This window comes from Puribacter membranae, from assembly GCF_055380425.1.
Genome location: NZ_AP040167.1, coordinates 22,422 through 35,518 on the forward strand (window position 1 = coordinate 22,422; position 13,097 = coordinate 35,518).

A 13,097-nucleotide genomic window follows, 5' to 3' on the forward strand; every position below is an offset into this window, starting at 1 on the left:
CGCATAATGAGCGCAACGCAAACCGTCCGCATCAACGCCGCTGAGGATTTGGCGCGTCCCGTGTCGCTGAAAACCGCTGAACGCGTGGTGATCAAGGTCGGCAGCTCGCTTGTGACCAACGAAGGCCGCGGGCTGGACGAGGCCGCCATCGCCAGTTGGGCGGCGCAGATTGCCGCATTGCGCCAAGCGGGTAAAGAAGTGGTCTTGGTCAGCAGTGGCGCGATTGCCGAAGGAATGAAGCGGCTCAAATGGAACAGCCGTCCGACCCACATCGACGAGCTACAAGCCGCCGCAGCCGTGGGGCAAATGGGTTTGGCGCAGGTGTATGAAACCCAGTTTGCCAAATACGACATCGTTACGGCGCAGATTTTGCTCACGCATGAGGACTTGGCCGATCGCAAACGCTATTTGAATGCGCGCTCGGCCATGTTCACCCTGCTGCATTTGGGCGTTGTGCCGATCATCAACGAAAACGACACCGTCGTTACCGATGAAATTAAAGTCGGTGACAACGACACCCTCGGCGCACTGGTGGCCAACCTGATCGAGGCCGACGTACTCGTCATCCTCACCGATCAGGCCGGACTGTTCACCGCCGATCCGCGCAAAGACCCGAACGCTGAACTCATCCAGACCGCACCGGCGGGCTTGGAGCCGCTCGAACAAATGGCGGGTGGCGCAGGCAGCAGCATTGGCAAAGGCGGCATGCTCACCAAAGTATTGGCAGCCAAACGCGCCATGCGCAGTGGCGCCAGCACCATCATCGCCAGCGGACGCGAAACGCAGGTACTGCCACGTTTGGCGCAGGGTGAACGCATCGGCACCGAGCTGTACGCCAGCGTCGCACTGCTCACCGCACGCCAACAATGGCTCGCCAATCACCTGCAAATGCGTGGACACGTCGTACTCGATGAGGGCGCGGTTAAAGCCGTATTATCCGGCGGGAAAAGCGTGCTGCCGATTGGCGTGATTCGCGTGTATGGCAATTTCGAGCGCGGCGAAGTCATCGCCTGCGTGGACGAAGCGGGCAAGGAAATTGCACGCGGCCTGTCCAATTACAGCAGCTCCGACACCATGCGCATTGCCCGCCATGCCAGTAGCGAATTTGCCGCGCTACTCGGACGTGATGCCGATGAGGCAGAACTGATCCACCGCAACAACCTGATTAAATCCAAATAAATCCATGAACGAACTCGTTTGGTCGGATGAAATGAGCGATGAGCATCACACGCAGGCGCGCGATGAATTTTTCATGCGCCATGCGTTGGCCTGCGCACAGCAAGCCTACGACGCGGGCGAAGTCCCCGTGGGCGCGGTCGTCGTACACCAAAACCGCGTGATTGCCAGCGGCTACAATCACCCCATCGGGCTGAATGATCCGACCGCACACGCCGAAGTGCAGGCACTGCGCGCCGCCGCACAAATTCTCCAAAACTACCGCATGCCCGAGTGCGAACTCTACGTCACCCTCGAACCCTGCCTGATGTGTACCGGCGCGATGTTTCACGCGCGGCTTGCGCGGGTCGTGTTCGGCGCGAGCGACTATAAAACCGGTGTCGCCGGTTCGGTGATGAATGTCTATACGCATGAACAACTCAACCACCATGCGACGGTGGTTGGTGGGGTTTTGGAAGAAGAAGCCCGCGAAGTTTTGCAGCGATTTTTTAGAGAGCGTCGGGCGAAGCAAAAAGGTGATTGAGCGAGTCGGTGTTAGGGTAGTAAAGACAACTCCAGCAATACATGAGCGCTCGCACACAGTAGCTGATTTCAAAATATAAGCAGTTGATAAGAGTGAAATTGGTTCTATTGGATGGATACTCAATGGTCTAAAAATCGGCTGAAAAAGTTCGATAAGCCACAGATTTTTTCTATATTCTACGATTTCGCAATTTGTTCGTTCGGTCGATTGCGTTTGTGAAGGAGGCAGGTGTTTTAAAGAAATACGGTTCGATTTTGGAGGCAGGAGAATTTATGTCAACGCTAATATATTCTAAAAAAATGTGGTTGCTGTTTTTTGTAGCGCGCTGGCGTGGCTCAACATCGCTTGGGCTCAAAATAGCCCGGCGCAGTTATCAGTCGAGAAATCGGCCAGTGCACAAGCCATCGCTGATGCGAAAACGGCTCCTTCACCGCAAGCCAGCGAGGTGCTGGTTGGGATTTATCTGAATGATGTGCAGGCGATTGATCTGAAGCTGCATAATTACATGGTGGATTTTTATATCTGGTATCGCTGGAAAAATCCGGAGATTGACCCGTCAAAGACGATGGAGTTTGTCAATCATTCCGAGTCTTGGGGCAGTATGTTGACTCCGGCTTCAGAGGAGCCGCAAAAGTTGCCTGACGGTAGTTTGTATCAAGTGGTGCATGTGCAAGGCAAAATGAGTAAAAAAATGGATTTGCATGACTATCCGTTTGACAAGCAAATTATTCGTATCGTGGTGGAAGATGCCGCTTCGAATGCGAGTGCTATGAAATATGTCGTGGATAAGGTTTCGGCCAATTCTGAATTAAAGCTGCCCGGTTTTTTATACCATCAGCCAACATTGACCGCGACAGAATACACCCATCAAACCACATTTGGTGATCCGCGTTCGCAAACGGCTTCGACTTATTCTCGAGTGACTCTGGATTTGCCGATTGAGCGACCACATGTTAATGCTTTTATGAAAAATATTTTGCCGATTTTCTTGGCGGTGATCTGCTGTTCATTGGCGTTTTTATTGCATCCGACTTTGGTGGACTCTCGTTTTCAGATTGCGGTGGTGTCTTTACTCTCTATTGTCGCTTTACAAATGACCTCGTCGCAGGATTTGCCCACGATTGAATACATGACTTTGCTCGATAATCTGTATGTTATTGGTTATTTTTATTGTATTTATGTGGTGGCGACGTTAACGCTGTCCACTAAACTGGCGCATATTCATGATGATGAGCACAATGATCCGGCAGGCATTCGGCGCGCAGTAAAGTTTGACCGTATTTTTGGTGTGGTTGGTTTGTTCTTTTATGCGCTTGCTACTTTGTGGACTATGCGGCCTTTATTTGCCGGGTGATGGTTGGAGTAGCGTTCTATCCTTGGGTTTTTATATTTTTAAGGTGTGCAATTTGGGTTTGCACACCTTATTTTCTCTGCTCTTTATCAGTTTCAATTGTCGGTGACATTATCTGCGCTCACAGAGGTTCCGTGGGTTTATCTAAGCGGATTTGTGTAAACTCGTTCTCCTGCGCCAGCGGCGCATCCCCTGAGTTTTGTTGCTCCACCCAAAATTGATGATTCATGTCGAGTGAGCGGCCAATGCGTTGCGCTTGCGCCATCCATGCGTCGGCCAGATCGGTGGGCAGTTGTTCGCGTAGGGTTTGTTCAAACAGCGGTAGCCAGTTGTGTTTGAGTAGTCCGCTGGTGAATCCGACGGCGCGGTGTTTCTTCACGACATTGTATGAATAGTCCATATAGCGTTCGCCGCCGAGTGTGACCCACCAAAAATGGGTGATGAGGTCTTTGTGATGCGGCCAGTCTTTGACCACGGAGAAGGGCATGGCGAGCCCAGGATCGCGTTGCACGCGCTCGTAGAAGGTGTCAACGACTTGGGCGATGCGTTCGCGCCCGATGGTTTCAGCGGTTGTTTGCATAGTGATGATTCAGTTCTTGATATGAACTGAGATTATAGGGCAAAGGTGGCTTGTTCGTTTTCGTCGTTGTGCTTAAGGAAATGCGGAATCAGTTCATGTTTTCAGCATAAGCACGGAAAAAGTAGGTTTTACTTTTTCCGTATTTCCTTAAATCAGTCCTTGCGCTTGTAATTGGGCGATTTCATCATCGGTAAATAGCCGCGAACGGGTATGAAAAGCTTTGCCGGTACTGCCTTCGAGTGAGAATGTGCCGCCGTGACCGTCAATCACGTCGATAATGAGCTGGGTGTGTTTCCAGTATTCGTATTGCGAGGCGCTGATGTAGAACGGTACGCCGCCGATATCGCCCAGATGTACGTCGTAGGCGCCGATGGTGAGGTCGGTCGGTAGATAGCAGTTGGCCGCGCTGTTGTCACAGCAGCCGCCGGATTGGTGAAACATCAGCTCGCCGTATTCGGCTTTGAGCTGGGCGATGAGTTCGAGTGTCGCCGGTGTGGCGATGACGCGTTCGACCATGGTTGTCTCCTGGGTATTTTTTATTGTGTATGAAACACACCCGCATTGCGCAGGTGTGTTTCATGGGTGCTTCATCGTTAATGCGACGAAATTTTATGATCGTTTGCCAAAGGCGTTTTCAAAAATCCCGACGATTTCGGCGTGTGAGGCTTGAACCGGATTGGTCAGGCCGCATACGTCTTTGAGCGCGTTGTCGGCGAGTGTGTCAAAGTCTTCGCGTTTGACGCCGAGTTCTTCCAATGATTTGGGAATGCCCACGATGTCGGCGAGTTTTTTGATCGCGGCAATCACGTCTAAATCTTTCAAGTCCGAGTTGTTCGCCCCTAAAACCTGACCCACTTCATTGAGGCGCTCGCTCGCAACGCTCATGTTGAAGGCTTCGACGTGCGGCAGCAGCAGGGCGTTACACACGCCGTGCGGTAAATCATAAAAGCCGCCCAATTGGTGCGCCATGGCGTGTACATAGCCGAGCGATGCGTTGTTGAACGCCATACCGGCGAGGAACTGTGCGTAGGCCATTTGCTCGCGCGCTTCTTTGTTGTTCGGCTCGCGTACGGCGGTTGGCAAATAGCGCGCCACCAGCGCGATGGCTTTGAGTGCACAGGCGTCGGTGATCGGTGAGGCGATGGTGGAGACGTAGGCTTCGACCGCGTGGGTCAATGCGTCCATGCCGGTGGCGGCGGTTAAGCCTGCGGGCATGCCTTCCATCAGTTCGGAGTCGTTGATGGAAAGGAATGGCGTGACGTTGCTGTCCACAATCGCCATTTTGACGTGGCGGCTCTCGTCGGTGATGATGGTAAAGCGGGTCATTTCGGACGCCGTGCCCGCCGTGGTGTTGATGGCGATCAAGGTCATTTGCGGTTTTTTCGATTGGTTCAGACCCTCGTAGTCCTCGATTTTTCCGCCGTTGCTGGCGACCAGCGCGATGCCTTTGGCGCAGTCATGCACGGAGCCACCGCCCAATGATATGATGAAATCGGCCTGCGCTTTGTTCAGTTGTTCCAAACCGGCGTTGACATTGCCCACGGTCGGATTCGGTTTGACGCCGTCAAAAATGACGTATTCAATGCCTTTTTCGGCCAAACGATCGGCGACTTGCTGCGCCATGCCCATTTGAACCAATGGGGCGTCGGTCACGAGAAAGGCTTTCTTAAAGCCCAGTTGTGCGATTTGGGTTAAACCTTCGGCCAATGCGCCTTGACCCAAAATATTGTTGCTTGGCATGAAAAATTGCGAAGTACTCATGGTTTTTCTCCTTTTGTCTTGGTCGTCCTTGTCACTTCATACGCATCGTATCATTGCATGATGGACGATTTAGGGGGAGTTGTTCTATCTTTGTGGCGCAATAATAGGGATGTATCTGTATGTTTTTGCGGATGTTTTTTTGCGTTGCGCAGTGATATAATGGATGAATTAACTCGGGACAGGTCTGGCGACCTGTCCCGTTGTTTTTCAGTGGTTTAGAAGAAGCCGAGTTTTTGCTCGGTGTAGCTGACCAACAGGTTTTTCGTTTGTTGGTAGTGGTCGAGCATCACTTTGTGCGTTTCGCGACCAATGCCGGATTCTTTGTAGCCACCAAATGCTGCGTGCGCCGGATAGGCGTGGTAGCAGTTGGTCCACACGCGACCGGCTTTGATGCCGCGACCCATGCGGTAGGCTACGTTGCCATTGCGCGTCCACACACCCGCACCCAGACCGTACAGCGTATCGTTGGCCAAAGCGAGCGCGTCGGCTTCGTCTTTGAACGTGGTTACTGCCAGCACGGGGCCGAAAATTTCCTCTTGGAAAATACGCATTTTGTTGTGGCCTTTGAACACGGTCGGTTGGATGTAGTAGCCATCCGCCAAATCACCCGCCATTTGCGCACGCTCGCCGCCGATCAGTACCTGAGCGCCTTCTTGTTTGCCCAAATCCAGATACGAGGTGATTTTGGTCATTTGCTCTTGCGAGGCTTGCGCGCCGATCATGGTGTCGGTATCAAGCGGGTTGCCTTGCTTGATTGCGGCGATGCGTTGCAGACAGCGCTCCATGAATTTATCGTAAATGGATTCATGGATCAACGCGCGCGATGGGCAGGTGCAGACTTCGCCTTGATTGAAGGCGAACAATACGAGGCCTTCGATGGCTTTGTCTAAGTAGCCGTCATCCTCAGCCATCACGTCTGGGAAGAACACGTTGGGCGATTTGCCGCCGAGTTCGAGCGTGGCCGGAATCAAATTATTGGCGGCGGCTTGCGCGATCACGCGACCGGTGGAGGTCGAGCCGGTGAAGGCGATTTTCGCAATGCGTTTGCTGGAGGCCAGCGGCATACCGGCTTCGCGGCCAAAGCCGTTGACGATGTTCAATGCGCCTGCGGGCAATAAATCGGCGATCAACTCAACCAATACGAGGATGCTGATCGGCGTTTGCTCGGCCGGTTTGAGAATCACGCAGTTGCCTGCGGCTAAAGCGGGTGCGAGTTTCCACGCCGCCATCAGAATCGGGAAGTTCCACGGAATGATTTGACCGACCACACCAAGCGGCTCGTGGATGTGATATGCCATTGTGTTTTCGTCGATTTCACTGATGCCGCCTTCTTGCGAGCGGACGCAACCGGCGAAATAGCGGAAGTGGTCAATCGCCAGCGGAATGTCGGCGTTGAGAGTTTCGCGGATCGGCTTGCCGTTGTCCACCGTTTCGGCGTAGGCCAGCAGCTCCAGATTGGCTTCCAAACGGTCGGCGATTTTCAGCAAAATATTGCCGCGCTCCGCTGCTGAGGTTTTGCCCCAGCGATCGGCGGCGGCGTGTGCCGCATCCAAAGCCAACTCGATGTCCTCGGCGGACGAGCGAGCGGCTTGGGTATATGGTTTGCCGGTGATCGGTGTCACGACGTCGAAATACACGCCTTTGGTCGGTGCGACCCATTTGCCGCCGATGAAGTTATCGTATTTGGCTTTGAATTTCAAGGGTGCGCCGCTGGTGTTGGGATGTGCGTAGATCATGGTTCGTCTCCTATCGTTAAGATTAAAATAAAAAGGGGTGCATATATTTGCACTTGGGCCAATCGTGACGGATCATGTCATACAGCAGGTTGAATTTAGGTTGAATGAATCTTTTCAACCCGTGCGCTGTGATGATTAACCCAATTGCGCCAGCTTTGCTGCCACCGCTGCGCGCCGTCCGTCGCCGGCGGGTAAGAGTTGCTCGAGCAAGGCCAAGATGTCGTATTCAGGCTCGTGGTACAGGGTGAATTGCCACAGTGCTTCGGTGTTGTGGTCTTTGAGCAGGCTGCGGATGACCAATTGGTGCAGGTAGTCTCGGTACTCGACGACTTCCGGCGCTTGCGATTGCGGCAGAACCGGGCGCTGGTACAGCGGCATAAGTTTGTCGCTCAAACCGTGCAAGGCGTATTGTTCAACCATCTGCGCATCGGTGGCGCACAGCGCAGGGGAGAGGTTCAGGCGGTAAGGACGTGCTTGCAACACATCGCCGACGTGTTGGCGCAGATGACTCATCTCAGATTTGAGCGTGGACATGGATACTACTTGATCGCCGTACACATACGCATGCAGGCGTTCCAAATTCAGACCTTCGGGATGCAGGGCGAGCACCAGCCAGATTTCTTGCAATCGTTTCGGTAAACTGGTTTGTCCGAGGTATACGCCGGCGTTCGAGCCGCACAGATTGAGGTGAAAATTCGGCTCGATTTGTACCTGTGACCACAGGTGCGAAATTTGCTGGGCGTAGTGGCTGACGGTGGCCAATGCCAACGGCGTGGCGTGCTGCCACGGCGCGCTGATGTCCAGCACCCCCGCCAATTGGCCGCTGGGCGCATGAACGATGGGTGCAGCGTAGCACACCCATTCGTGCAGGCTCGGGACGTAATGTTCGGCGGAGAAAATCGCGGTTGGTTTGGACAGACGCGCGGCCACGGCAACGGCGTTGGTGCCGATGCTGTGCTCGTCCCAACGGGCGGAGGGTATGAAGTGCGCTTTTTCCAGACGGCGTGCCATGACGCGATGCGAGGCCGTCCATTGCAATGTGGCGTGTGCGTCGCTCAAGCCGATGGCAAATCCGCTGTCTTCAACGGCGTGTTGCAGTTCGTTCAACAGCGGTTGGGCGATTTGATACAGGTGCGAGCGGATGAATTCGCGCCGAACCGCTTCCGGGTCGTCAATCGGCGCGCAGGTTTGGTTCACGCTGACATGCGGCGCAGAGCGTTTCCATGATTGTGTCAACCACGAGCTGTCTTCGGTGCGGTTGTGCTGCACAAAATGATGCCATTGCTGCTCGGTGTGCGTGCGCTGAGCACGCAGGCGATCGTTGCTACGCATAATTGTCTCCTCAGCAATCGATTCAGATCATCGATGTCCGGCGGTTTTTTTGAATACCGCTCTGCGACGTGTATGAACCCATCATACAATAAATCGGGTGCCAAGTTGCGTAGAAATGATGGAGGGGTGAGTTTGATTGGTTATTCTATCTTTTTGATTTTATTGAAAAATTATGAATGATTCGCGATGTGGTGCAGCAGCTTGTCCACGTCCAGCCGTCCTTCGCAAATGAGCTGTTCGTGATCATCCGTCAGCACGGGAATGCGCAGACCATAGCGTGATTCGAGTTCTGCGTCATCCTCAATGTCTTGCCAAACCAGATGCAGTAACTGGTGATTTTTTTGCGCCCATACCTGAATATCTGCCCACATGTCATGACACAGATGGCAGGTTTCACGGCCATACAAAAGCAGGGTCAGTGGTGCGCGGGGAGCGGACATTTACTCATCCACGCTCAGGGTGATGAATTGGCGGGTTTCGCCACGGATCACGTACAGCGCCACACTGTCGCCTGACCCTAAGCCTTGCGCCATTTGGTTCAATTGCGTGGTGCTGTTCAGCGGCGTTTGGTTGATGGATACGATCACATCGCCTGTTTGCAGACCGTTGGCCTGCGCTGAGCCTTGCACGCCGGTAATCAGAACGCCGCTACCGATGGCAAGGGCGTCTTTTTGCGCGGTGGTGAGTGTGCGCACGCGCAAGCCCAAACGCTGCCAAGTCCAACTGGCAGGCGTGGCCTGTGTTTTCGGATTGCTCAAGCTCAACTCAAGTGATTCGCCAGTGCGAAAGACACGAATTTTGGCCTGATTGTCCTGCCGCAAAAAGTCGGGCAAGGCGTTCAAATCGGATGCGTCAACAACGCTTTGAGTTTCCAGCGCGATAATCACATCGCCTTTTTGCAAACCGGCATTGGCCGCAATGCTGCCGCTACGCACCTGCGTGACCAATGCGCCCGCCATATTGGTCAATCCCAATGCGGCGCTTTGCGTTTGATCCAGATTGCGTGCGGAAAAACCGATTTGCGATAGGAAATTGATGGTTTCTGAGGCTTTGTCGTAGCCATCCGAACTGAGTTTGCCCAACGAGGCGTGACGGTACAAGCCCAGAGGGGCACGCGTTTGCGTCGAGTTGATGCCCAATACTTGACCGTATACATTGAGCAAAGGACCGCCGCTGTTGTCGCGGTTGGCGGTGACGTCGCTCACCAGGCCGATGGCGGGCGTTTGCGCGGGGGTGCTGACGATCACGCCGACGGAGACGCCTTTTTTGTTCGCACCGATGGCGATCACGCCTTCGCCTTCTTCAACCTGACGCGCCAATCCGATGGCGGGCAAGCCGTTTGCTGAAATTTGCAAAATCGCCAAGTCGTTTTTCGGCTCGGTACGGGTGACGCGCGCTTTGAATTGGCGCTTATCGGGCAAGATGACAAAAATTTCGTGTTTGCCTTTGACCCACTGATAATTAGTGGCGATTCTGCCGGTTGAGCTGATGATAAAGCCTGAACCGGTGATGCGCTTTTTGACCACCGGAGCGGCTTGGCCGCCTGCGTTCGGATGGTCCAAGAATATCGATGAGAGCGACTGATACACCGGATCGTCGGTGATGTCTTTGTACTGCTCAGGAATTTTGACTTTGACCCATTCCACGCCTTGCACTTGCACGATGGAGGGTGCGCTGTCGGTGACCAATTGATTGACATTCACCCCTGCTGCATGCGCGTTCAGCGAACAAAAACCCAAAAGCATCCAGCCGAACAGTCGCTGTCGCTGTGCGTGCGGATGAAACGGACGGGCGAAGCGAGTGAGCAAATGCATCATTGGGTGTATGTGTGTGTATGGAAAATGAGGTATAAAGGTACTCGGTAAACGTTTTCTTAAGTCTTTGATATTATAACCAAATTTTCAATCACACATGGGCTTCAAGGCCGAATATTTTGTCTTTGGGCGCAGACATCAAAAAACCACGCGTTTACCGCGTGGTTTTCTGTACAAATATATCAATACAATGATTTAAGCAAAATTGGCAGCAACGAAATCCCAGTTGACCAAATTCCAGAAGCTTTCCACGTATTTTGGACGCGCATTGCGGTAGTCGATGTAGTACGCGTGTTCCCACACGTCACAGGTCAACAAGGCTTTGTTGTCTGTGGTCAATGGAGTTGCGGCGTTTGAAGTCGATACCAAGTCCAATTCGCCGGATGGGGTTTTGACCAACCATGCCCAGCCTGAGCCAAACGTGGTGACTGCACATTTGCTGAATGCTTCTTTGAATGCGTCGAATGAGCCCCATTTGGCATTGATCGCATCGGCCAATGCACCGGTGGGTGCGCCGCCGCCGTTGGGTTTCATGCTGTTCCAGTAGAACGTGTGGTTCCATACTTGCGCCGCATTATTGAAAATCCCGCCGGATGATTTTTTCACGATTTCTTCCAAAGACGCGTTTTCAAACTCTGTGCCTTTGATCAAGTTATTCAGGTTGTCCACATAGGCTTTGTGGTGTTTGCCGTAGTGGAATTCCAAGGTTTCTGCGGAAATGGTTGGCGCCAACGCGTCCATGGCATAAGGCAATGCGGGTAAAGTATGTTCCATAGTCTTATCCTTTAGTTCTCAATTAAAAATTATTCTGTCTCGGTGTGATTGACAGTGCCAACCACGCGTCCACGTGCGAGCTGGATCGTGATGCCATCGCCAGACTGCAACGTATCTGCATTATAAACGATACGTCCGGTTTGTGTTTGCACGTACGCAAAACCGCGCTGGAGCACATTGTGCGGGTTGAGCTGTTGCAGGCTTTGTGCCGCATGACGGGCGCGTTGCTCACGCTGTTGCAGCAAACGCTGCATGGCCTGTTGCAATAACTGCTGTCGATTGGCCAAGGCATCGGCGTGGTGGGGAATATCCGGCTGCGCACGTTGCCAATTGCGCGCGGCGTATTGCCAACGCTGTTCGGCGTGTGTCAACTGTCGTGAAAAGCTGTGTTGCAGTTGCGTCCACAACTGTCTGATGTGCAATTGCTTGTGCGTGAGCTGCTGCGCCGGTGTGAGCAATCCGAAAGTGGCGCGATCCAAACGCTGCTCCGCCTGCGTTTGCGTGTGGCGCATGGCGCGTTGCAGCGCGCGCAGGCTGGCGGACAACTCGGCTTGCCAATCGGCGTGGCTCGGGCTGCTGATGAGTTCGGCTGCGGCGGTTGGTGTCGCCGCGCGCTGGTCGGCGACGAAATCGGCAATCGTGGTGTCGGTCTCGTGACCCACACCGCTGATGGTCGGCAGGCGGCTTTTGAAAATCGCGTGCGCGACTTCCGGCTCGTTAAACGCCCATAAATCCTCCAGACTGCCGCCGCCACGGATGATGAGTAGGGCGTCCAATTCCTTGTTTTGATTGGCCAAGGCGATGGCGCGCGCGATTTGTGGTGCGGCGGATTCGCCTTGTACCAGCGTTGGATACAAAAATATTTCGATGTGCGGCGCGCGGCGTGCCAAGGTATGTGCGACGTCGCGCAAAGCGGCGGCCTGCGGTGAGGTCACGACCCCGATTTTTCGTACAAAATACGGGAGGCCTTGCTTGGTGTTCGGATCGAATAATCCCTCGCGTTCAAGCTGTGCCTTGAGTTTGAGAAAACGCTCGTACAGCGTGCCCAAACCTGCGGGACGCAGGGTTTCGACGGTGAGCTGAAAATCGCCACGCGGTGTGTACAATCCGGCAGAAACGTAGGCTTGCACGGCATCGCCTTCGCGCGGTTGCCAATTGAGCAGATTGATTTTTTGGCGAAACATCACCGCGCGTACCTGCGCTTTTTCATCCTTGAGCGAGAAGTACCAATGTCCGCTGGCTGCGCGTGTGAGATTGGAAATTTCGCCCTGTACCCACAGCAGCGGCACATTGCGCTCCAGCAGTGCGGCGATGCGTTGATTCAGCTCGGTGATGCTCAGATATTGCTCGGCCATGCGTTCGCCCAAAGTCACAAAGTTTAATCCAGTAATTCAAATACCATGATGACGCTTTCGCGTACTTGGACGTCCTGCGGCTCAATATCGGCTTTGGCCACCGACATCATGGGCGCGGAGTCATAGCCGCCGCCATAGGCGCGTGGTGAGATGCCATTGAGGCCGCTCATGTCGCCATAGACGATTTCCTGTACTTTGCCCAACTGCACCAGAGCAGTGGAGGCCAGTGTGTGTGCGTTGTTTTTCGCTGCGATGACCGCGTTTTGCAAGGCCTGCTGGCGCAGCACTTCGGGGCTTTTGAGCGAAAACGAGACTTGAAATTCCGCATTGCTTTGGCTGTGCGACATCAGCTCAACCAAATCGTTGAGCACCTGTTTGTTATGGTCCAGAACCACGTTCATGCGGTGTGAGGCTCGATAGCCGATGTCAATGCTCTGACCATTTTCGTATTTGGTCTCGGTATGGATCGAAAAATCGCTGGTCTTTAACTCGATGATGGGCAATTGCGAGGCCTGCACACTGCTTTTCAAGCGTTCGGTGGTGCTGTTGAGCTGATTAACCGCCGTGGCGTACTCTTTGGCAACGCCCGTGATGTTTAACGACAAGGTGGCGGTATCCGGTTCGGCTTGGGCTTGACCTTCACCGTAGACTTTCAGTAAGCGCATAATAAGCTCCCTCGGCTCTCGTTGGTTATG

General features: G+C 53.7%; 13 protein-coding genes. 3 read left to right on the forward strand and 10 right to left on the reverse strand.

The genetic code is table 11. The features are described 5' to 3' along the window. The first annotated feature begins 84 nt into the window (after positions 1 to 84). The 3 genes from proB (at position 85) to ACZ41M_RS00125 (ending at position 3,053) form a co-directional block, all read left to right on the forward strand. Entirely contained in the window at positions 85 to 1,179 is a 1,095-nt protein-coding gene (gene proB / locus ACZ41M_RS00115; protein ID WP_464732141.1) for a glutamate 5-kinase, read from the forward strand. 4 nt (positions 1,180 to 1,183) lie between these two features. Continuing rightward, complete coding sequence (gene tadA / locus ACZ41M_RS00120; protein ID WP_464730873.1) at positions 1,184 to 1,699, forward strand: tRNA adenosine(34) deaminase TadA; 516 nt, start codon at positions 1,184 to 1,186, stop codon at positions 1,697 to 1,699. A gap of 301 nt (positions 1,700 to 2,000) precedes the next feature. Then, positions 2,001 to 3,053 carry a ligand-gated ion channel gene (locus tag ACZ41M_RS00125; RefSeq protein ID WP_464730872.1) on the forward strand — a complete coding sequence of 351 codons (1,053 nt, stop codon included), beginning with the start codon at positions 2,001 to 2,003 and terminating at the stop codon, positions 3,051 to 3,053. A 118-nt stretch (positions 3,054 to 3,171) separates the two neighbouring features. Here the strand turns inward: ACZ41M_RS00125 and ACZ41M_RS00130 are convergent, their stop codons facing one another. The 10 genes from ACZ41M_RS00130 to ACZ41M_RS00175 form a co-directional block, all read right to left on the reverse strand. Further along, a complete protein-coding gene (locus ACZ41M_RS00130) occupies positions 3,172 to 3,630 on the reverse strand; it encodes a group III truncated hemoglobin (protein ID WP_464730871.1) in 459 nt (152 codons plus the stop codon). Between the two features lie 147 nt (positions 3,631 to 3,777). Further along, complete coding sequence (locus tag ACZ41M_RS00135) at positions 3,778 to 4,146, reverse strand: DUF779 domain-containing protein (protein WP_464730870.1); 369 nt, start codon at positions 4,144 to 4,146, stop codon at positions 3,778 to 3,780. Positions 4,147 to 4,239: 93 nt separating this feature from the next. Continuing rightward, positions 4,240 to 5,391: an iron-containing alcohol dehydrogenase gene (locus ACZ41M_RS00140; protein WP_464730869.1), complete on the reverse strand. Its 1,152-nt coding sequence runs from the start codon at positions 5,389 to 5,391 to the stop codon at positions 4,240 to 4,242. A gap of 215 nt (positions 5,392 to 5,606) precedes the next feature. Continuing rightward, positions 5,607 to 7,127 (reverse strand): acetaldehyde dehydrogenase ExaC, encoded by a 1,521-nt coding sequence (gene exaC, locus ACZ41M_RS00145; protein ID WP_464730868.1) that lies wholly within the window; start codon positions 7,125 to 7,127, stop codon positions 5,607 to 5,609. Positions 7,128 to 7,262: 135 nt separating this feature from the next. Then, positions 7,263 to 8,459 carry a GAF domain-containing protein gene (locus ACZ41M_RS00150; RefSeq protein ID WP_464730867.1) on the reverse strand — a complete coding sequence of 399 codons (1,197 nt, stop codon included), beginning with the start codon at positions 8,457 to 8,459 and terminating at the stop codon, positions 7,263 to 7,265. 170 nt (positions 8,460 to 8,629) lie between these two features. Continuing rightward, positions 8,630 to 8,899, reverse strand: coding sequence for a glutaredoxin family protein (locus tag ACZ41M_RS00155; protein WP_464730866.1), 270 nt, complete (start codon positions 8,897 to 8,899; stop codon positions 8,630 to 8,632). Then, positions 8,900 to 10,276: a PDZ domain-containing protein gene (locus ACZ41M_RS00160; protein ID WP_464730865.1), complete on the reverse strand. Its 1,377-nt coding sequence runs from the start codon at positions 10,274 to 10,276 to the stop codon at positions 8,900 to 8,902. Positions 10,277 to 10,468: 192 nt separating this feature from the next. After that, positions 10,469 to 11,047 carry a superoxide dismutase [Fe] gene (sodB, locus tag ACZ41M_RS00165; protein WP_464730864.1) on the reverse strand — a complete coding sequence of 193 codons (579 nt, stop codon included), beginning with the start codon at positions 11,045 to 11,047 and terminating at the stop codon, positions 10,469 to 10,471. A 29-nt stretch (positions 11,048 to 11,076) separates the two neighbouring features. Then, positions 11,077 to 12,420 (reverse strand): exodeoxyribonuclease VII large subunit, encoded by a 1,344-nt coding sequence (gene xseA, locus ACZ41M_RS00170; protein ID WP_464730863.1) that lies wholly within the window; start codon positions 12,418 to 12,420, stop codon positions 11,077 to 11,079. A 5-nt stretch (positions 12,421 to 12,425) separates the two neighbouring features. Further along, complete coding sequence (locus ACZ41M_RS00175; RefSeq protein ID WP_464730862.1) at positions 12,426 to 13,067, reverse strand: SIMPL domain-containing protein; 642 nt, start codon at positions 13,065 to 13,067, stop codon at positions 12,426 to 12,428. Between the last annotated feature and the right edge of the window lie 30 nt (positions 13,068 to 13,097).